This is a genomic window from Synechococcus sp. R55.4, from assembly GCF_047461935.1.
Taxonomy (GTDB): Bacteria; Cyanobacteriota; Cyanobacteriia; order Thermostichales; family Thermostichaceae; genus Thermostichus.
This window is the reverse complement of the sequence record NZ_JANSIF010000051.1, coordinates 1-25856: the sequence shown is the minus strand read 5'-3', so window position 1 is coordinate 25856 and position 25856 is coordinate 1. Positions and strand designations below refer to the sequence as shown.

Here is a 25856-nt window from a genome sequence, read left to right as displayed (position 1 = left end):
GTTTGGAAACAAACAGAATGCTATCGCTGCATAGTTGAACAGTGATGTTCAGCAGTGTTCAGCGTAAATGTATCAGCTCGGTCGCGCCTTTGCATCCGATGGGGTTGGTCGGCAGCAGGGGGAACCCTTTTGGGGAACTAGCTCTGAGGCGCCAAATCTGGCAACAGACACCCCAGAGCGTCACACCCTGCCGGTCCCTCTGCTGCCAAGGTAAAGTTGCGGTCGTAGCGGGCCAGGGCCGCGAAGAAGTTATCTGTCCGCCGTCTCTTTTTGACCTCGGCCACCAGTCGTTCGTAGGTGGGCTTGTCGATTTTCTCAAAAGGCAGGCGGGGGAAGGGCGCATCGAAGCGGGCCAGCAGCGCTGCGCTGATGTAGCCCTCGTCGTCGCGGATGGCTTCGTAGATACGGGATCCCAGAGCTTCCACCTCGTCCTCCCGCAGCTCGATGGTGGCGGAGGTGTTGTGGGTGGTGTAGTACCTCTGAACCTGCATATAAAAGTCAAACTGGGCCAGGGCCGAGAATTGCTCGATCTCGATCTGGTCAGCACCGGGCAGGTTGGCCCATTCTACTTCCACAGGCAGTTCCACCAGCCATTCGGTACAGCGGGGATCAAAGGGGTCGTTGAGCAAGTTCCCGTTTTCATCTTTGTCCGCCTGAGCAGGTACCACCGAGTAGCCATAGTCCAGACAGGCCAGCGCCACCGGGTCATTTTTGGCAAAGGTGATGCGGCGGATGTAGCGTTGGGCTTTGGGCGGGTGCCAGCCGGGAGAGGCGTTGGTGAGCAGCGACTTGGTGCCGGCGGGCTGAACCGTGGTGCAGCGGTTGGGGCGGCGCAGGCTGTGGCGGTCGCAGTAGTCCCAGACCACGCGGTGGACGATCTCCTTCCAGCGGCTGAGGTATTCCCGCTCCTGCTGCTTGAATTCCTTCCCGATGGGGGTATCGGGTCTCCCTTCCTGCCACCAGCGCAGCCATTCAACCCCAAAGGCTTTGACGCAAAAGTCGAACAGGCCTGTGAACGAGACGCCGACGATGGGATCCCATTCCCGCGAACGCTGAAAGCGGGGTTCCACAAAGCGGTGGTGGAGTAGGGCTGCCACCGTGAGGGCTCCCGCCGTGAAGGCTTCCTCTTGCTCTTGCCGGTTGTGGGGATCCAAACGGTTGAGGTGGATCTCGGCCAAGTTGCAATGGAATGTGTGGCCAATAATCTCGCCACAGTTGTGGACAACAAACCCATTGGCATCAAAGCACGCTGGGCCGGGGACAGTACAGTCATACACCGGCTCTACCCCGTCTGCCTCAAGGGCAGCAACCGTCACAGCAAACCGCTCTCGGTTGAGCTGGCGCTTGTAGCCATTCAGCAGTGCCTCTAGCTTTTGGGCTTTGTGCGGTTCCCGAAAGCCGACCCATTCCTGGAACAGATGCAAGTTGTCGTTGGCAATAACCAATTCGTGCTGGGCTTTGCAAGCGTATGGTGCAGGTTGGCGAGCACTGTTCGGCAGCAGGCGATATCCAGCAGGACGGCGATTCTCATACAAAACTGCAATGATGCCCAGCCGCGCCAGCATGCGCTGAACCGCTTTGAGGGTACCCAGATGGCTTTGAGAGAGCCGCACGCTAACCCCTTTCTCCTGATTACCTTGCACGCTGCCATCCGCATCAAAGAGCCCGCACAAGAAGCCTCGATGAAACTGGAAGCTGGTGGCTTCGAGCGCCTCTGTCATCTGCTTTTGTCCGGGCCTCATGCCGAACTGGGCCGCCAGTTTTGCCAACCCCCTGGAGCCGATAACCCGCAACCCAAGCTGCGCATAGTGATATGCCTCTGGCTGGCGGGGCTCGTAACCCACTGCCGTTTGCAAAAGCTGAATCGCATACTGGCTCATTTCGGCTTGGGTATCTTGCCAATAGCGTAATAAAGCCGTGTCGTTCCACGGGGTTGCCGTAAGGCTACCGTCACCCAGCAAATTCCCCAAAAGCCAGCCTTCTTCCCAGGTACCCGCCCCATCCCACGGGGTGAGATCGCGATGGTTGTGCAGCAGGATGCGGTCGCCCGGTTGTAGGCTTTCTGCCGGTACCCACTCGGTGTATTGTGCCTTTTGGGTTTGAGCGGTGACTTTGAGAACCCGATGGTTGCCTGTCAGCCGCAGAGAGAACCCTTCCTTGGTCAAAAGCTTCAGCACAGGCTTGGTACCGGAGTAGAAGAACCCCTCCGGTGTGGTACTGAATAGTTCTCCATTGACATAGGTGCTGTGCTGCTTCCCAATCAGGTCTCTCACCTGGCGCGGCCCATCGCCCGTGTGCACCCAGGTATCGGCTGTCACGCAGGGATTCAGCCCATAGCGCCACAGGCGATCCTGAAGTTCCTCTTCCCCTAGGGAGGGATCCCGTCCCTTTAGCCATTCTCGGGCCGTTCCTGCCTCATAGGCTTTGAGAAAGTCGGGTTTTAGGTCGGGTGGGATAAGGTCGCAATTGGCCCGTGCTACGGCTTCCCCGGCCCACTGGATGGCCCCCTCGCCTGAGTAAAACTGCTTCCGCACGGCCTCAACACATTCTTCCCGCGTCGGCTTGCGGTGAAACACCCGCGTGTGGTTGGCCATGCGCAGGGCATCTCGCTCGGGGTCAATTCTCCAGTTGCCGTTTTCGTCCTGCTGCCACAAGTTGTCTTTGGCGGTGGATCCCAGCTGGTCGTCGGCAGCAAACTGACGAATGCCAGCGCTACGACGAATGTTTCCCGCCACCACCACCACCGCCGCCTCGTCAATGAGCAGGCAGCATTCCACGGAGTTCAACTGCCGCCCTACTGCCCTGTTGAGGATGGCGGCACAGCGCTCGTACAAGCCGGGCAGCTTAATGGGGTTGGCCACGCCCCCAAACCCTTTCAGCCGCTCCCCAGCCGGGCGGACATCGCTCAAGTCCACTGTCACTTCCACCTGGCCCCCAAAGCTGGGATCCGACGCCAGCTCCAGCAGCGCTTGGTACGAATCCACCCAGCCGCGGCGACTGTCTCCCACCTGGATGTGCACCTGGGATCCCTGCCGTTGGATGCGGGTGTGCTCCTGCCGCTCTTCGGGAGGGGTGGTGCCGATGGATCCCTTCACGTGAACCCGCAGGCGGTTGACAATGGGGGGCAACTGGCGGATGAACTGCGGTTCCAGCACCGCTCCCGTGCCGCAGCCCATCATGGCCAGATCCATCATCAGGCCAAAGGCCCGCCAGTCCACCACCGCCAAACTGGTGCAGTTGTAGGCACCGGAGAAGTTTTCCGGCTTCTGGATCCAGTCGGTGCCCATCACCCACAAGGCTCGACCGGAGATCAACGCCTTCAACTGCCGCTGCATGCGCTCTACGAGCTCCCGCTCCTGGGGGGTAAAACGCCCCAGCCGGGCGATGTCGGCCAAGGTGCGCTCGCAAACTTCGCCCCAAGTCTCGCGGTTGCCATCCGGGCGGCGACGGCTGTAGGTGCGGTAGAACACCGGGCTGGCCGCCGGGGCTGTGGCCGGAAACTCGCCCAGAGGCAGGGATCCCGTCGTTTCAGCGGGATCAAGTCCCTGTACTTCTTTGCTCTGTTCGCCTGAGCGGGACGAAGTCCACACCATAGCCACACCTCTTCTGCAAAGCTCGGTAGTTCCGACTCTTGAGCGCCGGTTGGCAACCCCGCCGACCCAATGCCCAACCACGTTATCACAATCTTCGGGGGTCTGGTGTTGTAGGTAGTGTTGTGCTCTGAGAAGATCTTTAAGAGCCTCTAGGGATAGGGCAGGCCCGCTGTCTGCCGGGGGAGCCGCAAGGGAACGGAAGGCCCGGCAGAAGGGCTACAGTGGAGGAGAGGGATCCCAAGTTAAGGGGCTGCTTGTCGTCTTCAACGGCACCTTCCTGGGCCTTCTCCCCAGTGAGAGCTGTGTAAGGAGTTGTATCGTCATGACCAGTCGCCTGCGCATCGGTAGCTTGTGGGGGATCCCCTTTTTCATCGACTACACCTGGTTCCCGGCGGCCCTCCTGCTGGTGCTCTCCTACGGGGTGTTGACGGCGGTGGGGTTGTTTCTTTCTCTGCTGGCTCATGAGTTGGCCCACAGCTTGGTGGCCCGCGCCTATGGAGTACGGGTTAACTCCATCACCCTGTTTATTTTTGGGGGTATGGCGGCGATTGAGCGGGAAGTTCCCCGCCCCCTTGGCGCTTTTTGCGTGGCCGTGGCAGGCCCTCTCCTCAGCTTGGGTCTGTTTGTGCTCTTCAGCATGGCCCGGGCTTGGGCTGTGCCGGAGTCGATGCTGGCCTCAACCCTCACCAGCTTGGCTGCCATCAACCTGACGATTGCCCTGTTTAACCTGCTGCCGGGCTTGCCTCTGGATGGGGGGCAAATGCTCAAGGCGGCCATCTGGGGTTGGACAGGGGATCGGCAAAAGGGTATGCTGTGGGCGGCCCGAGCCGGCCAGGGGGTGGGCTGGGGTTTGGTGGGGCTAGGTCTGCTGGTGGTATTTTGGGGGAGCCTCAACGGCCTCTGGGTGGGGTTGATCGGCCTGTTTATTTTGAACACCGCCCGCCGCTACAGCCAGTACGCGCAACTGCAGCAGGTGCTGGCCCGCCTGAAAGCTGCAGATGTGATGACCCGCCAGTTTCGGGTTTTGGACGCGAACATGAGCCTGCGGGAGTTTGTGGATCGCTATCTGGTGCCTTCTTCTCTCAGGCCGGAAGCCCCAACTCAACCGGCGGACGTTTATTTTGCCGAGGAAGATGGCCGTTACCGCGGGTTGGTCAGGCCAGAACTGCTCAACGACATCGAGCGCAGCCAGTGGGATCGCCTCACCCTGAAAGCCATTCTCAAGCCGATGGAGCAACTGCAGGGGGTACGAGAAGAGACCCCCATTCCCCAGGTAATTCAGATGATGCGCCAGGCAGAACCCCGCCGCATTTTGGTTTTCACGCCCACCGGCGCCATTGCTGGCTTGATCGACCGGGGGGATGTGGTGGCCATGGCTGCCCGGCAGTTGGGGGTCGTGCTGCCCCAAGAGGTGGTGCAGCGGGTGCGCGATAGCGAAGAATGGCCCCCTGGATTTCAGGTGGAGGACAATCTGGCAAGCGAGGGATCCCCCAGTCTGGCTTGGCAGGGATCCCCGGATCTGCGCAATGAGCCTTAGGGGGATGTCTGGACAGGGAGCAGCCCAAGGTACCTAGGTTCTCCCTCTACCACAAAAGGGGTTGGGATCTGCAAGGTGGGGAGAGAAGGCCGAGAAAAGTAGTCTCAGATACTATTTCCGGGAGACCCTCTCCATCTACAATTAAGACTGTTCTCCATCAATTAAGAATTTTGAACCGCTTTCCTCGTCTCTTGCCCGCCTACACCCACCGACTGAGCAACGGGCTAGGCGTTATCGTTCATCCCATCCCCATTGCCGATTCTGTAACCGTTGACGTCTGGGTACGGACAGGTGGACGCCATGAGCCGCCGGAGTGGCTGGGCCTATCCCATTTTTTGGAACACATGGTGTTTAAGGGCAGCGAGCGGCTGGCCCCTGGTGAGCTGGATTGGGCCGTGGAAGGACGGGGCGGAGTTACCAATGCTGCCACCGGCCAAGACTACACCCATTACTACATTACGGTGGCTGCTGCTGACCTAGCGGATACCTTGCCCTACTTGGCAGAGGTGGTTTTGCGGGCCGGGATCCCGGATCCAGAGTTTGAGCGGGAGCGGCAGGTGGTTCTGGAGGAAATTCGCCGCGCCGCCGACAACCCGGACTACACGGCCTATCAGCTCTTGATGGAGACCGCCTATGGGGAGCATCCCTATGGACGACCGGTGTTGGGCACACCGGAAAGCTTGATGCAACTGACCCCTGAGGTGATGCGCGCTTACCACCGCGCTTGGTATCGGCCTGAATCCATGACGGTGGTGGTGACGGGTGGCATCGATCCTGAGCAGGCGTTGGCCTTGGTGGAGGAGCAGTTTGGCAGCTCTGCTGCTGGGCCAGCACCGGCCAGCCCCCCCATCCCGCCCCAGCCTCGTCCCCAAGGGATCCTGCGCCGGGAGAGCGACCATGCCCGCTTGGAGCAAGCCCGTCTGAAATTGGCCTGGCCTACCGTTGGCATTGACGATTGGCAACAAGCCTGTGGCCTGGAGATGTTGGCTTCTCTGCTGGGAGATGGCCGTACTTCGCGGCTGGTGCATCTGCTGCGGGAACAGCGGGGCTGGGTGAGGGCCATTGGCTGTTCTTCGCTGGTGTTGAAGGAGGGGGGACTGTTTTGTATCGGCGCTCAGCTGGAGCCGAAGGATGTGGCGCGGGTGGAGGCGACGATCCTGCACGAGATCGAAAAGCTGCAGCAGGATGGCATCGGCCAAGCAGAGTTGGATCGCACCCGGCGTATGCTCACCCATGAGTTCCTGTTCTCCGCCGAGTCTCCCAGTCAATTGGCGGGCATCTATGGCTACTACGAGACGCTGGGCGGGGTGCAGCGCATTCAAGAGTACCTGGAGCTGTTGCAATCTTTTACCCCGGCTCAGATCCGGGAATTGGCCCAGCAGTACTTGTCTTTGGAGGCCTATGTGGTCACCGTTCTCAAGCCGACTGCCCTGGGTACAGCGGCGGCTTCGGAGCTGCAACTGGCTTGCCGTTAAGCGCCGCCTTGGCGCTCTGGACTCTTGACTTTCGGATTTTGGACGGGATCCCTTGCCTGCATGAACTCTGCTCTGCTTGCCACCCAACGTGGCCGTTTACAGCGCGTCCTTTTGGCCAATGGCATCACGCTGTTGCTGGGCCAGAACCCAACGGTGGAGATCTTGGCTGCCCACTGTTTTTTCCGCGGTGGTAGCCGGGCAGAGCGGCCGCAACAGGCGGGGGTGAGCCACTTGATGGCGGCTGTCCTCACCAAAGGCACGCATCGGCGCAACTCCCAGGCCATTGCTGCTGCGGTGGAATCGCTGGGAGCCTCGCTATCGGTGGACAGTTCTGCCGACTCTTTCGAGGTGAGCCTGCGCTGTGTGGCTGCCGATTTCCCGGAGTTGCTGGATTTGCTTGCGGAGACGCTGCGGGATCCCAGTTTTCCTGAAGAGGAGGTGGCGCGAGAGCAGGGGTTGATGCTGCAAGCCATTCGCGCCCAGCAGGAACGGCCTTTCAGCCTGGCTTTCGATCAGGTGCGACAGGCCCTCTATGGGGATCATCCCTACGCCCTGCCGGGGTTGGGACGGCTGGAGACGGTGGGATCCCTGACCCGCGAGGATTTGGTGGCCTATCACGCGGCCTACTGTCGTCCCAATGGAATGGTGATGGTGGTGATCGGCCCAGAGCCGCCGGAGCAGATGGCTGCCCAGGTGGAAGCGGCTTTGGGAGACTGGGTTGTTCCCGGCCCCTCTCCAGAGGATCGGGATGTTCCCCTACCCCCTCTGAGGGATCCCCAACTGCTGAGGTTGCCCCAGCCCACTCAGCAGACAACAATCTTGATTGGGTTTCGCGGATCCCCTGCTGCTTCTGCGGATTATCCGGCCCTGAAGTTGCTGGCCACCTACTTGGGCAGCGGTCTATCCAGCCGTCTGTTTGTGGAACTGCGGGAGCGCTGTGGCCTGGCCTATGAGGTCTCGGCTTTTTTTGCCACCCGTCGGGATCCCGCCCCTTTTGGGGTTTACATGGGCACTGCGGCAGAGAATACTCAGGTGGCCCTGGAGCGCCTACAAGCAGAAATCCACCGTCTGCAGGCCAATCCGCTCGACCTGGCAGAGGTGGAAATGGCGCAGCGCAAACTTCTGGGCCAGTATGCCCTCAGCAAACAAACCAATGCCCAGGTGGCTCAACTGGCGGGCTGGTACGAGATTTTGGGCTTGGGCATGGAGTTTGACCGGCAGTATTTGCAGGGGGTCAGGCAGCTCACCCCAGAGCAGCTCCACCAAGCCGCAAAGACCTACCTGACCCCCCCGGCCATTGCTCTGGTGGGGCCAGAAGCTGCCTTGGCAGAGGTTGAGCTGGTGTTTTAAGCTGAGCAAACCATGAGGAAAACTAAGATCTGGCAAACATGGCCATTTCGATTCAAACGGGGACATTGCGCCCACACCTCAATAAAACACCTAAATAAAAAATGTTGAAAATGTTGAATGCGCAGTGCCGGAAAGATTTTTTTAGGAGCCCATGTTTCTCACCCTAGCCTGAAGTAACCATAACTCTGGATTGAGGTCACGATTGTGGGTCAATCTCGAGATGTCCAAGAAAACGATGGGGATCGTTTCTGAATAGCAGCCCTCTGAGAAAACTGGCGTTTTTCCTTTCTTTATCTTGCTTGAGCTTTTTGTGGCTGGTAGGCACAGCGGATCATCTGCAGGGGATACCCAAAAAGAGGGATCCGTGCCGCTTGGGCGGCTGGAAAAGCGGTTTTCCTTTGCGTTTTGCCCCTACTGGCGTCCCTTTCGGCGGCCCCTGCGTACCCACCACGGACTGTGGTCCGTGCGCGAAGGGATCCTGATCCGACTTACAGATCGGGAGACAGGCTGTCAAGGATATGGGGAAATTGCTCCCATCCCTTGGTTTGGCAGCGAGACCTTAGAGCAGGCTCTGGAGTTTTGTCGGCAGTTGCCCCCTCTTTTGTCGGAGGCGCATATTTTGGGGATCCCAGAAGCACTGCCGGCCTGCCGGTTTGGGTTGGAAGGCGCTTGGCTGGCCTGTCGGGATCCCGATTGGTTGAACAAGGATCTCTCTCTACTCTCTTTCTGTGAACTTTTGGGGGAGACCCTGCCGCCGGAATCTTACAAGGACTCCGTCCCACTCACGCGGTCGGTGTACAAGCTCAAGGTGGGGAGGGATCCCATGCAGCAGGAGTTGGAGAAGCTGGAGCAATGGCTGGAGCGGTTGCCGCCGGGATCCCGTCTGCGTTTGGATGCCAATGGGGGACTAGGGCTTGCGGAGGCCCACCGGTGGCTGATGGTTTGTGATCGGCTTAACCAGGACTCGCCGGTCAAGATTGAGTTTTTGGAGCAGCCTCTGCCGCCGGATCAGCACGCCCATTTGGTGGAGCTCAGCCGCCAGTACCAGACCCCCATTGCTTTGGATGAATCGGTGGCCTGCTTGGAACAGTTGCAAGCCGTCCATCGCTCAGGATGGACAGGGATCCTGGTGGTGAAGCCATCTTTGGTGGGCTCCTGCATCGCGCTGCGGGAGTATCTCAGCCGCCATCCCGGCCTGGATCTGGTCTTTTCTTCGGCGCTGGAGACTGCCATCGGCGCTTGGCATGGACTGGCCTGGGCGGGATCCCTGCAGGAGAAGACGGCTTGCCCCAGAGCTGTGGGGTGGGGGGTAGGGGGGGTCTTTCCAGAAGGGGATCCCGTTCAGCTCCAAATGGCCTCACCGGAGGAGCGGCTTGCTCTGATGCAGGCAGTGTGGGAGCGCTGGAGCCGACTCTAAACGGCAGCGGCTTGCTTGGCATTTTCCTGCCGCAAGTAGGCTTGAATAAAGTGCATCAGCTCGCTCGGCTCACCGTTCATAAAGGCCTCGACATTGTAGGTTTCGGCGTTGGTGCGGTGATCCTTGATCAACTTGTAAGGATCGAAGGTGTAGGTGCGAATACGCCCCCCAAAGCCCTGAGTCACTATCTCGCCGCGAATCTCGGCCAGCTTTTGTCTGCGTTTTTCTTCTTCCATCTCGATCAGCTTGGCCTTCAAGATCTGGATGGCCCGCTCTTTGTTTTGCAGTTGGGAGCGCTCTTCGGTACAGCGCACAGCAATGCCGGTGGGCTTGTGGATCACCCGCACTGCTGTTTCCACTTTGTTCACGTTTTGGCCACCTGCTCCACCCGAGCGGGAGGTCTCGAACTCCAGATCTTCCATCTTCAGCTCATACTCGCTTTCCTCTTCCAGGATCGGCATCACCTCTACGCCGGCGAAGCTGGTTTGCCGTTTGCCGTTGGCGTTGAAGGGGCTGATGCGCTCCATCCGGTGGTTACCCTTCTCGGCAGAGAGATAACCATAGGCGTAGGGGCCTTCGATCAGCAGGGTGGCGGACTTGATGCCGGCTTCGGCACCTTCGGAGTATTCCGAGAGGCTGACCTTGTAGCCCTGGTTTTCGGCCCAGCGGGTGTACATTTTCAGGAGCATTTCCGCCCAGTCCTGGGCGTCGGTTCCCCCTGCGCCGGCGGTGATGGTGAGGATGGCACCGTTTTTGTCGTAGGGGCCGGAGAGCAGTTGCTGTAGCTCCCACTGGCCCAACTCCCGCTCCACCACTGCCAGGGATCCCGCTGTCTCGGCTAAGAGTTCCGGATCGGGCTCTTCTTGGAGCAGCTCAAGGGCGCTGACGGCATCTTCTAGGCGATCCTTCCAGCGATGCACCTGATCCCAGGAGGCTTTGAGGCTGTTGAGCTGCTGCATGTGGCGGCGGGCTGCCTCTACATCATTCCAAAACTGGGGCTGGGAGGCTTCCTGCTCTAGGATGGCGATCTGTTGCTCCAGGTGAGGCAGGTCAAAGATAGTCCTGAGCGTTGCTCAGGCGCAAGGTGAGCGATTCTAGGGTGCGTCTTAGATCGGCAAGTTCCATAGAGAACATCAAACCATCTGCACATCGGATCCCATCCTATCCTGTGGGCCAGCAACTCAATCAAGGGATATAGCCCTTCTGCGGGCTTGCCGGAACACTGTTGCCGTGCAGCGCCGGTGAACCGGGTTCCTAGGAGTCCTTTCGGGGTAGAGCGTTTGGCTGTTGATCCCGCGCAGGCGGCTGGCGAAAGGGCTACGGGATCGACGGGTCGGCTTTGGTCGATTGCGTCAGCGGGACAGAACCCTTTGGCTTCTGCCGGAAGATCCCTGTTGAGGTGGCTCAAGCCTGTAGCAGAATGGAAAATCTGGTTTCGGAGGCTGCGATGCTAAAGGTCTTTTCCTTGCTTTCCGGGCTGGTTTTGGCCGGAGGGGTGGCTGCTTTGGCCATCACCAATCCCACCTTAGAAGAGTACGGAACCTATGCAGGGGAACAACTGGCTGCCTACGCTACGCGGGAATACTGTGCTCAGATCCCGGCTTTCCTGGCCACTTTGATTGAGGAATGTCATACCCTCGTCCGAGAGCTTCAGCCCGAACTGGAAGCTTTGTTCATGCGCCAAACCCGCCGGCAGAATTTTATCCTCTTCAGCCTCTATACCACCGATTTGTCGTTGCTCAACTTTGGCCCGCTGGGGATTTCCTTGCCCACCTACCACTTTGAAACCCTCGCCGTGGCAGGGCAATTCTACACTTATGAGATTCGAGAGGGGAAAGCTGCCCCCTAGTCACCATGGCAACCATAGGATCTCAAGATCCAAAAGAATCTCAAAAGTTCGGCTAGATCTGGGCTCGTTCCAACAGGGTTTGCAGCTCTTCCAGGGCCAACTGGGCTGACTGGGCCTGCTGGTAAAGGGATTGCACCACCTCAGCACTGCTTTGGGCCGATTGCAGTGTGGATTGGCTCTGGCGCTGGATACGCTCTGCCAAGCTGCGAATACGGTTGCTGGCCTCAGTGGTTCGCCCGGCCAATTTGCGGATCTCCTGGGCAATGGCTCCAAAGCCACCGGCACCACCGCTGCGGTTGGCCTCTACAGCCGCATTGAAAGAGAGCAGGCGAATGTATCCTGCCACCTCTACGATCAAATCCACAATGGTGTTGATCTCCTTGAGCTCCCGCGACAACTCCTGGCTGTTGTCGGCAATTTCCTGAACTAGGCCGCGTACGGCTTCCACGCCTTCAAAGGTAGCGGCAAAGGTGGATTTGCCTCTCTCAGAGAGCACAGAACTGATTTCAATGATGCGGGCGTTAAGGCGAGCCAACTCCTCGGAGCGCTGTTGGGCCCGGCGACGTTCCATGTCTAAGGCCAGGTTTTGGTTGAGGATCTCGGCTTTTTGTCGCTCCAGATCCCGGGCATACTGGAGGCTGCGGTTTTTTTCCTGCTCCAGCTCTGCCAAGATCCTTTTCATCTCTTCCTGCTGCTCCTGTAGCTTGCGCTGGGTGGCCAGATGCACCTGGGCCTGGGCCACCAACAACACCGGCACATCGAGAAGGCGGTAGTCCTGGGATCCCAGTTGAACCACCACGGGGTCATAGATGGTCTCTTCGGGCCGTTGGAAAGCTCGGTCGGCTGCTTGGATGACATCGCAGTCGCCGGGGAGCAAGAGAAAATCCCGGCTATGGAACTCTACCATGGAGCTGATGGGCCGCTTCAAAAACACATCCAGGCCGTAGGGCTTGCTAAGCATCCACTCCAGAATGGCGCGGCGGGTCAACATTCCCCGCACCTGTGACCGCTCGTCCAGCACGATGACTCCTGAAAGGCTGCTGTCATCTTCTAGGCGGCGCACCACGTTCTCACAAGGGGTGGACTCGCTCACCTGAAACTCCACCAAGGCCAAATCGCGCAGCTTGGTGTTGATCGATAGGGTAGGAGTGGGTGGATTTGTCAGGGTAGCCATCACAGGGATCCTCGGCACAGGTTGGGTACAGATGGGTTGGAGACTGATGTGTAGAGGAACACAAAAAGTCGGCTCTAGATCGGCCTTCAATGGGGTAATTTGTGCAGAAAATCGACCACCTTCAGTTTGCCCTGGGATCCCACCTTTTGCCCATAAGATTCTGCGGGATTGTACGGAAAGGATGGCCTGGGATCCCTTCTTTGCAGTTTGCGGGGATGGATCCCTTTGGAGCTGAATGTTCTGGGTTGGTATCTTGGATCCCTGATTGATCTGGAGCTGGATTTAGCGGGTTTCTTGATAGCGGTGGTAGATTTCCAGAATTTCGCTGCGTCCTCGGTTAAAGGCGGCCACCACTTGCGGGTCGAAATGGCTGCCGCTGTTGTCTTCTACAAACTGAAAGACCTCATTCAAAGCCCAGGCTTCTTTGTAGGGGCGACGGCTGGCCAAGGCATCGAATACATCGGCTAAGGCCACAATCCGCCCTTCTAGAGGGATCCCTTCTCCTTTGAGGCCGCGCGGATACCCACTGCCGTCGAACTTCTCGTGGTGGGTAAGGGCGATGATGGCGCTCTTTTGCATCAGCTCGGAGTCGGACTTGCTGAGAATTTCGTAGCCGATCTCAGGGTGGCGGTTCATGATCTGCCGCTCTTCTGGGGTCAGACGCCCCGGCTTTTGCAAGATGGCATCCGGGATCCCGATTTTGCCCACATCGTGCATGGGGCTGGCGTAGAAGATCAGCTCTTGCTCATGGCTGGATAGGCCCAAGTGCTTGGCGATGATGCGGGAGTAGTTGCTCATCCGCTTCAGGTGAAAGGAGGTATCTTGATCCCGGTATTCTGCGGCCAGAGACAGACAGAAGATGGTCTCGAAGTGGGCAGATTTGAGCTCTTCCCGCAATTGGACGTTTTGATAGGCAACCGCCGCCTGGGAGGCTAGGGCTTCTGCCACGCTGACTTCCAGCTCAGAAAAAGGTTGGCTCCACTCAGCCACCTGGTCAGGAGCTAGGGGGGTGGGGTGATCCGGCTTTAGGCGGTTCAACAGTTGCAGGGCGCCAAGGATCTTGCCTGAGGGATCCCGCATCGGCACGGTGAGCAAGGAGCGGGTGCGATAGCCGGTTTGCCGATCCACCTGTGGGTTAAAGGCATAGGGCCGGTCGGCGGGCAGGCGGTAGACATCCGGCAAATTCAAGCTTTCCCCGGTGAGCACCACGTAGCCCACAATGCTGGAAGGGCTGAGGGGCAAGCGCAGATCCCGCAGCTCCTCATGGCGGTTGACCACGAAAAACCGCAATTCTTCTCCCTCTCGGACAAAGAGGCTGGCCCCATCACAGTGGGTCAGTTCTCGGGCTTGAGCAACGATCAACTCCAGCAGCCGCCCCAGATCTGTTTCTGAGGAGAGGGCGATCCCCACTTGAATCAGACGCTGGCTGAGGCGCAGGGCATCCGAGGCATCGAATTCGGTTGTGCTGGGGTGAAGACCGAAGGGGGTGGGCAGGCTCATAGCAGGGTTGGTCAGAAGCGTTCACATTAAGCGTTCACAATAAACAATGGCGGAGTCATTCGCCCCCAAGAGTTCTCCTGCCGCCGGCTGGGTATCCGAACCTCCGGGGCGACCAGCAGCCCGAAAACACGCCAACACCACTCAAAGCAGCGATGCCTTACTTTAGCTCGAGGAGGCGAGAAACGTTGTGACCCAGGTCAAGCCCAAGGGAACCGATGAGATTTCCCTGCAGCTCGTTGTGGGCCTGGGCAATCCCGGCCCTCAATACGCCAATACCCGCCACAATTGCGGCTTTATGGTGGTGGATCGGCTGGCGCAGCGCTGGGGGATCCCGTTGGTTTTGGAGAAGCGATTCCAAGGTAGCTACGGAGAAGGGTTTGCCCTGGGAGGAAAGCGACGCTTGCTCAAGCCGGAAACCTACATGAACCGTTCCGGCCAATCGGTGCGGGCGGTGCTGGATTGGTACAAGTTAGATCTCGCCTCTGTGCTGGTGGTGTACGACGATATGGATCTGCCGCTGGGTCGTCTGCGCCTGCGGGGATCCGGTTCTGCCGGTGGGCACAACGGCATGAAGTCCATCATTCAGCACTTGGGGAGCGAGGCGTTTCCACGGCTGCGTTTGGGGGTGGGCAAACCCAAGGGCAGCCAAGATGTGGTCGGGCATGTGTTGGGTGGATTCGCCCCTGCAGAACAAGAGGTGCTGGAGCGGGTGTTGGATGTGGCGGTAGAGGCCGTGGAGTGCTGCTGGCAAGAGGGACTGATGACGGCCATGAACCGGTTTAATCCTCTGGATCTGTCTGGGCCACCGTCCGATCCGGATGGATCCAATCCTGCACCGGGCCAAGGCGAGGCTTCCTCCTAAGGAGCAGCTTGTCCTGGATTGCCGGCTCCGAGGGGTCTTCCAGGAGAGGGCGCAATAAACGCTTCGTCCTGCTCAGGGGAGCGGCTGTGAAGATGATAGTCCAGATAAGTGTCAATTATCTGGACTATCCACCGATGGAACCAGAGCAGCCCATGAAACCCCAATCGCGAAATCAGATCCAAAGCCCCGTCGATCCCCAGTGTTGAGTGGGTTACGGAGTGGGTCGCCGCCACCGCGTCCAGATGTTCTCCAGCAGGCCAATCCCCTGCACCAAGAGGATCCCCAAAGCTGCCGCCACCAGCATGATCACCCACAACCCCACCATGTCGCCGTAATAGGAACGGCTTAACAACATCGGCCCCAGCCCTGCAAAGCTAACAATCGAAATCTCTGCCACAATAGCCCCCACCAGAGCCATCGCCACCGCAACCTTCAGGCTGGTAAACACCATCGGCATAGCCGCCGGGATCCGCACCCAGCGAAATACCTGCAGCGGGTGGGCATGGTAAGTGCGCATCAAATCCAATTGCAGAGGCGGTACACTGCTCAACCCCTTGGCAATGCCGATCGACAGCGGGAAAAAAGCAATGTAGGCCGCCACGATTGCTTTCGGCAACAGACCCCGCACCCCATATTGCCCCAGCACCACCGCCAGCACCGGCGCCAAAGCCACAATTGGCACATTCTGGGAAGCAACAATCCAGGGAAGCATCATCCGCTCAAAAGCTCGCGAAAACACCAACGCCACCGCCGTTGCCCACCCCACCAGCAAAGCCAGCCCCAACCCCACCAGCGTTTCTGCTGCCGTGACCAGAGCGTTATACCCAACTGCGCTCGTGGAAGTGAGGGGGAACGCCATATTTCTCAAGCCCTCCGCCAATTGACCCAAAGAAGGCAGGATCGGGTTGCGCAATAGTCGAGCACACTCCCTGACCGTGCTGCAGTCTGCAGTGCCCTGCTCCAAGAGGCGTTGCGCCGCCGGGCTGTTCGCCCAAATCGCCAAGGGATCCCAAACCAGCAGCAGTAGGATCCCTGTCAGGAGGATGGGTAGCCAGCGTTCACTCAGCGTGCGTAGAGGAGATATCACCGTTAATCCTCGCGGTAGATCGAGACAGAGTGCACGGCACCTGGGATCCCAAGCTGAGAACCCGCACCGCCATAAAAATATAGCCATTGCCAACCAGAGCAACTTCATCGGAAACCATTCTGTTGGCATCAGCGGGACAGAGTCCTCATAAAGTGCCGATGCAGGCATTGCAAGCGGATCGCCATGAGGGTTAGCCTTTGTAACAGTCTTCTGGCAGAGCGATTGCCTGAACAGAGCCGCTCTGCTTGTGCCAACCCAAGACAAAAAGCAGTCCACCTGAGGTTGAGATCTTGCTGTTGAATTGCTGGGATCCCGTTTTGCTTGCCGTCGAAGCCGCTGCCCCCATTGAAGGAGCTGCCAATCTTTCGCCCCTGATCCTGGTAGCGGTGCTGATGGCTCTAGTGGTCATCTATCTGGCCAGCCGTATCGCCGGAGAAATTGCCGTCCGCCTGAGTTTTCCCCCCGTGTTGGGAGAGCTGCTGGGGGGCGTCGCGGTAGGGGCCTCCGCGCTGGGGTTGTTGGTCTTCCCGGAAGGACAAGTTTCCGGCCAAGAGCTGCACGCCTTGGCCCAATCCTCAGCATTGATGCAATTTCTGCAAGCCACTGCCGGACTCGACGAGGGATCCCTGGTGCAGGTGTTTTCCTCCCAAAGCGAGATCGTCGACATCCTCTCCGAGATCGGGGTGATCATCCTCTTGTTTGAAATCGGCCTCGAGTCGGATCTGGCCGAGCTGTTGCGGGTCGGCCCTCAAGCCGCAGCCGTAGCCATCATCGGCGTTGCTGTGCCCTTCCTGGCCGGAACCCTGGGCTTGCTCTACCTGTTTCATGTGCCCGTTATCCCCGCCATATTTGCCGGCGCTGCCCTCACAGCAACCAGCATCGGCATCACCGCCCGCGTCTTGGCCGAGCTGCAAAAACTCACCTCCCCAGAGGGGCAAGTGATCATTGGTGCCGCCGTCTTGGATGACGTGTTGGGCATCATCATCTTGGCCGTGGTGGCGGGCTTGGCCAAAAACGGAGAAGTCAACCTTTCCGATATCGGCATCATCATCCTCAGTGCCATCGTCTTCTTGGTCGGCTCCATTGTTTTGGGGCGCCTTCTCAGCCCCTACTTTGTTGCCCTTCTCAACAGCCTGAAGACCCGAGGTAACCCCCTTCTGCCCGCCCTTGTGCTGGCCTTTCTGCTGGCTTATGTAGGGCAAATCATTCATCTAGAAGCGATTTTGGGCGCTTTTGCCGCTGGCCTGATCTTGGCCGAAACCGAGAAACGGCAAGAGCTGGAAGAACAGATCAAGCCCATTTCCGACCTATTGGTGCCCATCTTCTTCGTCTGCGTTGGGGCCAAAACCAACCTTGCCGTACTCAACCCCACCCTCCCTGCCAACCGAGAGGGGCTGATCATTGCCGTCTTCTTGATCGGAGTTGCCATTGTGGGCAAGCTAGCAGCGGGCTTGGGGGCCTTTGGCAAGCCGGGCATCAACCGCTACGCCATCGGAGTGGGCATGATTCCCCGGGGTGAGGTGGGCCTGGTGTTTGCCGGCGTGGGGGCCGCCAGTGGGGTTCTCTCCGATGCCCTCGATGTCAGCATTATCGTCATGGTGATTGCCACCACCTTTGTCGCTCCCCTCTGGCTGCGGGGAGTGTTGATTGGGGAAGCCAACTCCCCCTCCCTCCTGGACTTGCAGGCAGAAGCGTCAGAGCAAGACCGCAAAGACAGCACCGACGAGACTGCATCAGCGCTCCCAGACTCAGAACGGGTGGGCATTCCTGAGGGCTAAATTATCTCAGCTTTCCCCTCAAACGCCCCCAGAGGGTCTGGAACAGCAGCCGCAGCGGATTGCGGCGTTGAGGCTTCACGTCAATTCTCTCCGTCGTCTCCTCTTGGGGCAAAATTGCCTGCATCGAGGGCGGATCAAACCGCTGCATGGTTGTGGAGCGCCGATCCACCACCTCCGCCTTCACGCTGCGAAAGCTTACAGACTGGAGATACCGCTGAAAATCTTCGTCTGACAACTGGCGAATGCAGTACTGCATCCGCACCTGATTCCCCAACAGGATCTGATCCCCATCCTTGAGATCCCAGCTCAAACATCTCTGCCCATTCACCGAGACGCCGTTGGTGCTGCGCTTGCCCTCGATATTGCCGTCCAACAGCCGGTAGGTATACTGGCCATCTTTTTGGGGTAGCCGCAGCAGCAGCGCGTGTTGCCGGGAAACCGCCGCCGAATCGATGACAATCGCATTGCTGGGATCCCTGCCGATGGAATAGGTGGCAGCGCTGAGGGCCACAGCCCGCCGTCCCTGCTCATCATCGATCACCAACACATGCCAGATTTGGGAGGGGGAAGACTGTGCGCCGGTAGCCATGGTCTGGGGCCTTGAGCTGGAGCTGGATTGACCGTCGAAGTCGCAGTGCAGGCCCCTTTCGTGTTAGCGGGCTGGAAGCCACACCTCAGCCCATTGCCCAACCCTCGGTGAACCGCTATGGGGAGAAGGTCAACAAGGGGAGACTCGGCAAGAGAGGGGCTTTCCCTCATAATAGTAAGGCAGAGCTTCTGCAAAAAAAGAGGATAGCTGAAACGTGAACACGACTCCAACCCCAACCCTCCTCGAAGCCCTTCCCCCGATCTACCCCGGCGTTGCCGTCCGGGTCATCAACCCCAACGACACCTACTACTGCTTTGAGGGCCAGGTACAGCGGGTTACCGACGACCATGCCGCTGTCCTCTTTGAAGGCGGCAACTGGGACAAATTAGTCACCTTCCGCCTCACAGAATTGGAAGTGGTGGACAAATCCCGCCCCTAGCCCTGCTCTTCCCTGTCCCTTTTGGCATCTCCCCATGCGCAGCCATTGGCAGGAACCTTTCCTCTGGATCCATGCCGCCGGCATCCTCCTCTTCCCCTTGTGGGTGGGGCTGACCCTGATCGGGCTGGCCACAGGGGATCCCCTCCTGCCGGTGGGGGCGGAGCAGGCTTGGGTGGCCGTGGTGGGCATTGGGCCGGTCTTTGCCCTGCAGTGGCGCAAGCCATTGGATATCTTCAGCCTGTGGGTGGCCTCTGTCCCCCCGGAAGAACTTACCCCCGACCAGCGCCGCATCTTGGCCGCCTTCCTCAGCCCCGAACATAAGATTTTGACGCTGTTGGCGGCAATCCTGATGCTGGAAGTCGGTGAGCGCCTCTATGACTTTGCCCCCCTCTTTGCCCCGCTCACCCCTGGCAACGGCACCCGCCTGGCCGGCCTGGCCATAGCCGCCTTCGGGTTTTGGGGATCCAACCTGTTCTTGCAGATCCCCATTGCAACGATACGGGTACTCCTCCTCAGCGAGCCGGAGCTGGCTCAAATGGATCCCGTCCCCGTCGAAGAGATCGAAAGCCGCTTCTCCGTCATCGGCGATCGCCGCAGCCCACTCCTGCAACGGCTGTTGCGCCGCATCTCCGGCCAAGATTCAGAAGGCACCTCGAAAGACCAAAAAGACAAGGATAAAAACAGAGCGACAGAAAACCCCCAGCTCGAATCCGAGAAACGGGATCCCTCTGGGGAAGTTGCCATGCCGGCCCCTGAAACTCCCCCCGATCCCACCTAAGGCAAGCTTCCGCAAAAGCTGTAGCTCAATGTTAGATTGGAAGCAATCCAAGTAGATTGGAAGCAATCCAAGCCCTGTGAAATCCAACCATCGGCATTCCCCTGATCTTCGAGGCTACCGCACCGGCAATGGCGAGCAACTTTTCTTTCCGCTTCAAGCAATTTACCCAACGCCTCAGAGAAACCACCCAACTTCCCCAGTTTTTCACCGATCAAGCCACCAGTGAAACCCAAAACCTCGCTCGGGAGTTGGCTTTGGTTGGGGAATACGCCACTCAGCTTAGCCAAGTGGTGATGGAGGTGGACTTTCTCAACCAGCTCTACACCCGTCTTTTGAACGAGCGGGAAGTGTTGCAGCAGGAAAAAGATCACTTGGAAGCGCGGGTCTTTGAGTTGCAACAGGAACGCAACGAGACGGAGCCCCAGGTGATGTATTTGCGAGAGCAGCTCAGCCAGGCCAGCTTTCAACTGGAACAAACTCAAAACCGGGAACGCAGCCTTAGCGAGCGAGAACGACAGTTGTCGGAAATTGTAGCCCAACTGGAGCGACGGCGGGCTGTACTCAACCAAGCCATCGAAAACCTCACCAATCAAGAGGCCGATTACACCGTTCGCACCAAAGAACTGGAGGCGGTCGTCCGGGAAAACGAAAAGAAAGCCAAGCAGTACCTGGAAGCTGCCAACCACTACCGCGCCTACCTGGAAGAGCTCAATGCGCAAGTGCAAGAAACGCAAGCCAAGCTGAGAAGCCTTGGTGTCGAGCCCAAGCCCGCCGACCTGCCTCGACTTGAGGAGCTGGAAAAACCCACCCCCATCCCAACACCGCCTCCTGCTTACACGCCGCCCCTTCCCCAACAGCCCCCTCCACCCCAGCAGAGTGGCTATTGGTCAGATAGTCCTTTCGACGACGACCCCTGGGGATAGACTGTCCTGCCAGGATCTATAAGCCAGCTTTGCGACAAAGCTCAGTCCTCTCTGCCCTAACCGGCCTTGGGAGGGCCTGGGTGGTCACATACCCTGGAAGAAACCTGTTGCAAGGGATCCGCAAGAAGATCCCCAGAATCAGTACGAGGATCCCGATCCTCGACATTCAATCCTTTCCTGCCCGGCCAAACCTATGGAACCGACCCTGCCGGATTTACAAGCCCTTAGCCAATGGGATCGACAGTTCTGCCAGTTTGCTGAGCAGCAACAGCTCCTCAAGCCCAAACAACTGGCTCTGGCCCTGAAGATCCAACGGCAGCAGCACGGCCCTCTAGCCTTGATCCTCTGGCAGTTGGGCTTTGTGGGCCTGCAACACCTGGCTCAGTTCTGGGAAAAAATGCCCGGCGGAGCCGAGTCCGAACTGCTCGAGGACAGGGCCCTCGGTGGATGAAAGGTGCCCCCTTCCCCCACTCGCTTTTCCGCCAGAAGAGAAGAAGCAAGCAGATCCCTCTTGCTACCCAACGCTGTCGCCACCAGGCAGCAGATCCTTGGGATCCTCCGGTGGGGGCAGATGCGCCAGATCCACAGGTGAAGGGGATCCCCCCAAAATTCGCACCTGGATCCCCTTGATCACGACATAGAGCACCGGCACCACCAGCAAACTGAGCATTGTCGAGACGAGCATACCGCCGATCACCGCCGTGCCCAGCGACTGACGGCTGGCTGCCCCTGCGCCCGTGGCCGCTGCCAGAGGGAAAATACCCAGGATAGTGCTCAGGGCGGTCATCAGAATGGCGCGGAAGCGCGTCTCGGCTGCTTGGGTGGCAGCTTTGAGCAGTGGGATCCCTTGGGCAACCAACTGGTTGGCAAACTCCACAATCAAGATAGAGTTTTTGCTGGCCAGCCCGATCAACATCACCAACCCGACTTGGCAGAAGACGTCGTTGGTCAAGCCCCGCAGCAGTTGCGCCAAAAGAGCCCCAAGAACCGCCAGCGGCACCGCCAACAAAATGATCAAGGGATCCACATAGCTCTCAAATTGCGCCGCCAGCACCAGGAAGACGAACACCGAGCCCAAAGCAAAGATCAGCGGCGCCTGTCCTCCCGACTCGATTTCTTCCAGCGACAGGCCCGACCACTCGAAGCCAAACCCCTGCGGCAACAACTGGGCGGCTAGAGTTTCCATAGCCCGAATCGCTTGCCCTGAGCTAAAGCCCGGCAGGGCGCTGCCCTGAATTTCCACCGAGCGGAAGAGGTTGAAGTGGTTGATGATGGCCGGGCTGGTGGTCTCCTCCACCTGAACCAGGGTGCTCAACGGCAAGAGCTGCCCCTGCCCACCCCGCACGTAGAACTGGCCGATGCTTTCCGGGTTACCTCGGAATGCTTGATCCGCCTGCACATAGACCCGGTAGTTGCGGTTGAACAGGTCGAAATCATTGACGTAGGTGCCCCCCAGCAGCGTCTGCAGCGTGCCGAAGACATCCAACAGAGGGATCCCCAACAACTGGGCCATCTCCCGATCCACCTGTACTTCTAGCTGCGGCGAATTGGCGTTGAAGGTGGGCGGGTTAATCCGCAAGCCCAAGGGGGGTTGGCCCGGCGGGGGCGGCGAGTTGCCCACAAAAAACAGGGTGTTGGCCGTCTGCTCCAAGAGGTTGAAATCGTTCACCCCCCGATCCTGAAGCTGGAAAGTAAACCCGCCCGCAACCCCCAAATTGGGAATGGCCGGCGGCAGGATCGGGATCACCAATGCGCGGCTGATCCCGCCCAAAAAAGGCCCAAATAGCCGGTTGACAATCGCTTGCGCCGATTGCTCCGGTTGCCGCCGCTCTTCCCAGGGCTTGAGGGTGGCAAAGATCAGCCCATTCCCCGGCGAGGGCCCGGTAAAGCTGAACCCCCCCACGATCACCCGATTTTCGATCTCAGGGATCCCCTCCAAAATAGCGGCGGCCTGCCGGATCACCCTGTCGGTATAGTTGAGGGAAACCCCCGGCGGCCCCTGGACAATGGTGATGAAAAAGCCCTGATCCTCATCCGGCACAAACCCCGTCGGCACAATTTGGAACAGCCAGTAGGTGAGGCCCAAACAGGCAATAAACCCCGTCACCACCAACAGCCGCAGCTTCACCACCAGCTCCAGCAGGCGGCAGTAGGCCGCTCGGATCCCTTCCACGGCGCGGTCAAACCAGCGCAGCAGCCAAAACATCTGCTCTGAGCGGGGGCGAATTAGCAGCGCCGACAAAGCCGGAGCCAAGGTAATGGCATTAAACGTGGACAGCGAAACCGACACGGCAATGGTGACGGCAAACTGCTGGTAGATGCGACCGCTGGTGCCAGGAAAGAAAGCAACAGGCACAAATAGCCCCAGCAGCACCAGCGTCGTGGCGATCACCGCCCCCAACACCTCGTTCATCCCCGCCGAGGCCCCCTGCAGAGGCCGCATGCCGCGGTCGCGGATGTAGCGGGAGATATTCTCCACCACCACAATGGTGTCGTCCACCACCAAGCCAGTGGCCAGGGTGAGGCCGAACAGAGTCAAAGTGTTGATGGAAAAGCCAAACAGGCGCACAAAAGCAAAAGTACCCAGCAGCGCTACCGGGATGGTGATGGTGGGAATGAGGGTGATGCGCCAATCCTGCAAAAAGATAAACAGCACCAACACCACCAGGCCAATCGCCTGCAACAGAGTGAAAATCACCTCCTGCACCGACTCGGTAATGAACAGGGTGGCGTCGAAAGGGATCTCGTAGATCAAGCCGGGCGGAAAACTCTCCGCCAGCTGCGCTAACGTCTGCCGCACCTGCCGCGACACCTCTAGGGCGTTGGCATCCGGTTGTTGGGTGATGGCGATCCCCACCGCCTCCTGCCCCCCGATGCGGAAGAACGTATCGTAGCTTTGGGCCCCCAGCTCTACCCGGCCCACATCGGCAATGCGCACCAAGCTGCCATCGGCGTTGGCCTTGAGAACGATCTGGGCGAACTCCTCCGGCTGCGACAGCCGCCCCGTGGCCTGGACGCTGATCTGAAACTCCTGATCCGGGGGGCTGGGCTGGCCGCCAATTTGGCCGGCGGGCACCTGGATATTCTGCTGGCGCACTGCGTTTACCACATCCAGAGCTGTCAGACCATAGCTGGCCAGCCGCGTCGGATCCAGCCAGATGCGCATGGCATAGGTGCGCTCCCCGAAAATGATGACATCGCTGACGCCGCGGATGCGCCGCAAAGCATCCCGCACAAACAGCTCCGCGTAGTTGCTCAAAAACAGCTCGTCGTATTCCCCCGCCTCTGAGCGCAGCGCCAACACCAGCACAAAGGCGCTGTCGCCGGCCTTTTCCACGCTGATGCCGTTTTGGATCACCTCCGCCGGCAGCCGGCCCTGGGCCCGCGCCACCCGGTTCTGCACATCCACAGCCGCCGTGTCCAGATCCCGATCCGGGCTGAAGGTAACGGTGATCTGGCTGGTGCCGTTGCTGCTGCTCACCGAGGCGATAGACCGTATACCCTCGACGCCGTTGATCTCCTGCTCCAGCACATTGGTTACCGCCGTCTCCACCGTCTCGGCGTCGGCCCCAGGATAAACAGCAGTCACCCTCACCGCTGGCGGCGCCACCTGTGGGTAGTAGTCCACCGGCAGTAGGGGAATGCTCACCGCCCCCACCAGCACGATCAGGATGGAGCAGACGCTGGCAAAAACAGGGCGGCGAATGAAAAAGTCAACGAACATAAGTCTAAGGATCCGCTGCGATGAGATACCGGTTGAGCTGGTCGCCCTTCAAGTTGAAGCTTGGATGACTGGGCCAAAACTGGGGCAAATAAGAATTGCTGAGAATGCACAGCCTCTTCTAGGGCGGGGATCCCCCCTCTCCACCTTGTTGCTGCCCCCTCTGCTGAAGGATCACCTCATCAATAATCGGTGCGCCATCGCGGATTTTTTGCAGGCCAGTGAGCACAATTGGCTCATTGGCCTCTAGGCCCTCCAGCACCTCATAGCTGTTTCCGTAGATGGATCCCAGCTGCACCGGCCTTTGCACCGCCACCGCCCCCGGGGGCATGCCCTCTGCTGGCGGCTCCGTTGTCTGCACCGTGTAGACAAAGGTTTGCGCCCCCAAGCGGGCCACCGCCGTCACCGGCACCAGCAAGGCCGGCCGCTCCTCCCAGATGACCCGAGTCCGCACAAACTGGGCCGAGCGCAACTGGCCGGCAGGGTTCTCCAGAAGAGCCTTGGCCAGCACCGATTGCGTGGCGGCGTTGGCTTCGGGAGCAATGAAAGAGATTTGGCTGCTGCCGATCACCTCGCCGCGGCTATCCAGGATCTGCACCGGCGTGCCAATGCGCAGCTGGGGGGCCCGCTGCAACGGGATGTTGAGGTTGAGCTCCAGCGCCTGGGTTTGGGTCAAGGTGGTCAAAACCGTCTGAGGCGTCACGTAGTCCCCTTGCCGCACCAAAACATCCCCCACAATGCCGGCAAAGGGAGCTGTAACCTGGAAAAACTGCAGTTGCACCTGTTGCCGCTCCGCCTCGGCCTGGGCTCGCTGCACCTCCCGCTCTGCCCGCAAGATCGCGGCCTCCTGAGCGCGGATCTGCTCCTGTTGCGCCGCCAAAGCCGCCTCCGCCTGGCGCAGGTCGCGGCTGGATTGATCCGCTTGCGCCTGGCTGATGGCCCCCTCGGCCAAGAGGCGCAGGTTGCGCTCGTGCTGCTCCCGGGCAAACTCCGCCGCTGCCTCCAGCCGCAGCCGATCCGCCCGCAACTGGCTGAGCACGGCCCGGCCGCTCTCCAGGTTGGCTTGGGCTGCGGCAATCCCCGCCGTTTGGCCGGCCACCGCCGCCTGTTGCTGCCGGCTGTCGATCTCAAAGAGAGGGGCTCCGGCAGCCACCTGGGATCCCAACTGCACCAACACCCGAGTCACCTGTCCGCTCACCTGGGGCCGGATGCTGGCCACCTGCTGGGATCCGAGGCTGGCGATAAATTCCGACGCCTCCTCAATCATCCGTTCTTCCACCACTCCTATTCCCACTGGCGTGGGGGGTTGGCCGTCCCCCTCCATCTCCTGGGGCGGCCTTCCAGCTCGGCAGGCAGTTAACAGCAAAGAAAGACACAGCAGCGGCAAGGCCGTTCGCGCTCGCATCGTCAAGTTGCTCCCACAATAGGCATAGGGACAGGTAGGTGGACAAAGGGATCCCACCCCTGCACTTGCTTAACCAACCAAGGTAATGAACGAGAGCCTCCCCAAACCTGTGCAAAAGCGCTTGAAATCTTCCCAGTCCGGAACTAAGGTGTATGCTTAACAAAAACTTTCGCCGCGCTTCGCCCCACCCCAATGAGACTTCGTCCTGCTAACGCGATAAGGATACCCTTTGAGGGCACGCCACTCCTGGCTAGACTGTTCCCAGATCAGCAGGAAAGGAGTTCAGGCTTCCACCCCCTGCCGGAGAGCATGCCTCTAACCCCCAAAACCCTGAACTTTGCTGAATTTACTGAGCTTTAGGCGGTTTGGCAAAAGTCAT

Annotated in this window: 19 protein-coding genes; 11 read left to right on the top strand and 8 right to left on the bottom strand. The window is 59.3% G+C overall.

What is annotated here, in order from left to right:
* Positions 1–137: 137 nt before the first annotated feature.
* Entirely contained in the window at positions 138–3593 is a 3456-nt protein-coding gene (gene nrdJ, locus NW842_RS11370; protein WP_414375023.1) for a ribonucleoside-triphosphate reductase, adenosylcobalamin-dependent, read from the bottom strand.
* Positions 3594–3915: 322 nt separating this feature from the next.
* On the opposite strand from nrdJ, the gene NW842_RS11365 reads away from it, so the two are divergent.
* The 4 genes from NW842_RS11365 (at position 3916) to NW842_RS11350 (ending at position 9372) form a co-directional block, all read left to right on the top strand.
* On the top strand, positions 3916–5130 hold the full coding sequence (locus NW842_RS11365; RefSeq protein WP_414375021.1) for a site-2 protease family protein: 1215 nt from the start codon (positions 3916–3918) through the stop codon (positions 5128–5130).
* A gap of 170 nt (positions 5131–5300) precedes the next feature.
* Positions 5301–6605: a M16 family metallopeptidase gene (locus tag NW842_RS11360; RefSeq protein ID WP_414375020.1), complete on the top strand. Its 1305-nt coding sequence runs from the start codon at positions 5301–5303 to the stop codon at positions 6603–6605.
* Positions 6606–6665: 60 nt separating this feature from the next.
* A complete protein-coding gene (locus NW842_RS11355) occupies positions 6666–7955 on the top strand; it encodes a M16 family metallopeptidase (RefSeq protein WP_414418055.1) in 1290 nt (429 codons plus the stop codon).
* A 364-nt stretch (positions 7956–8319) separates the two neighbouring features.
* Entirely contained in the window at positions 8320–9372 is a 1053-nt protein-coding gene (locus NW842_RS11350; RefSeq protein ID WP_414375018.1) for an o-succinylbenzoate synthase, read from the top strand.
* On the opposite strand, the gene prfB is transcribed toward NW842_RS11350, so the two are convergent.
* Positions 9369–10497, bottom strand: a protein-coding gene (prfB, locus tag NW842_RS11345) for a peptide chain release factor 2 (RefSeq protein WP_414375016.1) whose coding sequence is annotated in 2 segments (ribosomal slippage) — positions 9369–10424 and positions 10426–10497 — 1128 coding nt in all. Because the reading frame shifts where the segments join, the coding sequence is not laid out codon by codon here. The genes NW842_RS11350 and prfB overlap by 4 nt on opposite strands.
* 322 nt (positions 10498–10819) lie before the next feature.
* Here prfB and NW842_RS11340 point away from each other — a divergent pair.
* Positions 10820–11221, top strand: a complete 402-nt coding sequence (locus NW842_RS11340; RefSeq protein WP_414355611.1) for a DUF4359 domain-containing protein — start codon at positions 10820–10822, stop codon at positions 11219–11221.
* A 52-nt stretch (positions 11222–11273) separates the two neighbouring features.
* On the opposite strand, the gene NW842_RS11335 is transcribed toward NW842_RS11340, so the two are convergent.
* On the bottom strand, positions 11274–12395 hold the full coding sequence (locus NW842_RS11335) for a methyl-accepting chemotaxis protein (protein ID WP_414375015.1): 1122 nt from the start codon (positions 12393–12395) through the stop codon (positions 11274–11276).
* Positions 12396–12677: 282 nt separating this feature from the next.
* Complete coding sequence (locus NW842_RS11330; RefSeq protein WP_414375014.1) at positions 12678–13895, bottom strand: HD domain-containing phosphohydrolase; 1218 nt, start codon at positions 13893–13895, stop codon at positions 12678–12680.
* 187 nt (positions 13896–14082) lie between these two features.
* Here NW842_RS11330 and pth point away from each other — a divergent pair, with 187 nt between their 5' ends.
* On the top strand, positions 14083–14757 hold the full coding sequence (gene pth / locus NW842_RS11325; protein WP_414355608.1) for an aminoacyl-tRNA hydrolase: 675 nt from the start codon (positions 14083–14085) through the stop codon (positions 14755–14757).
* 211 nt (positions 14758–14968) lie between these two features.
* On the opposite strand, the gene NW842_RS11320 is transcribed toward pth, so the two are convergent.
* Positions 14969–15844, bottom strand: a complete 876-nt coding sequence (locus NW842_RS11320; RefSeq protein WP_414355607.1) for an ABC transporter permease — start codon at positions 15842–15844, stop codon at positions 14969–14971.
* 296 nt (positions 15845–16140) lie between these two features.
* On the opposite strand from NW842_RS11320, the gene NW842_RS11315 reads away from it, so the two are divergent.
* Complete coding sequence (locus NW842_RS11315) at positions 16141–17622, top strand: cation:proton antiporter (RefSeq protein ID WP_414375025.1); 1482 nt, start codon at positions 16141–16143, stop codon at positions 17620–17622.
* A gap of 1 nt (position 17623) precedes the next feature.
* Here the strand turns inward: NW842_RS11315 and NW842_RS11310 are convergent, their stop codons facing one another.
* Positions 17624–18211 (bottom strand): FHA domain-containing protein, encoded by a 588-nt coding sequence (locus tag NW842_RS11310; protein ID WP_414330833.1) that lies wholly within the window; start codon positions 18209–18211, stop codon positions 17624–17626.
* A 214-nt stretch (positions 18212–18425) separates the two neighbouring features.
* Between NW842_RS11310 and NW842_RS11305 the strand changes: the two genes are divergently transcribed.
* From NW842_RS11305 to NW842_RS11290, 4 genes are all read left to right on the top strand, one after another.
* On the top strand, positions 18426–18650 hold the full coding sequence (locus tag NW842_RS11305; protein ID WP_414375012.1) for an NAD(P)H dehydrogenase subunit NdhS: 225 nt from the start codon (positions 18426–18428) through the stop codon (positions 18648–18650).
* A 34-nt stretch (positions 18651–18684) separates the two neighbouring features.
* Positions 18685–19428 carry a low-complexity tail membrane protein gene (locus tag NW842_RS11300; protein WP_414375011.1) on the top strand — a complete coding sequence of 248 codons (744 nt, stop codon included), beginning with the start codon at positions 18685–18687 and terminating at the stop codon, positions 19426–19428.
* Positions 19429–19556: 128 nt separating this feature from the next.
* The gene (locus NW842_RS11295) at positions 19557–20351 is read left to right on the top strand and encodes a hypothetical protein (RefSeq protein WP_414375010.1); all 795 of its coding nucleotides are present in this window, start codon (positions 19557–19559) and stop codon (positions 20349–20351) included.
* A gap of 193 nt (positions 20352–20544) precedes the next feature.
* Complete coding sequence (locus NW842_RS11290) at positions 20545–20802, top strand: DUF2949 domain-containing protein (RefSeq protein WP_414375009.1); 258 nt, start codon at positions 20545–20547, stop codon at positions 20800–20802.
* 63 nt (positions 20803–20865) lie between these two features.
* Here NW842_RS11290 and NW842_RS11285 read toward each other — a convergent pair whose 3' ends face one another.
* Positions 20866–24075, bottom strand: a complete 3210-nt coding sequence (locus NW842_RS11285; protein WP_414418054.1) for an efflux RND transporter permease subunit — start codon at positions 24073–24075, stop codon at positions 20866–20868.
* 118 nt (positions 24076–24193) lie between these two features.
* On the bottom strand, positions 24194–25477 hold the full coding sequence (locus NW842_RS11280) for an efflux RND transporter periplasmic adaptor subunit (protein WP_414418053.1): 1284 nt from the start codon (positions 25475–25477) through the stop codon (positions 24194–24196).
* Positions 25478–25856: the final 379 nt, after the last annotated feature.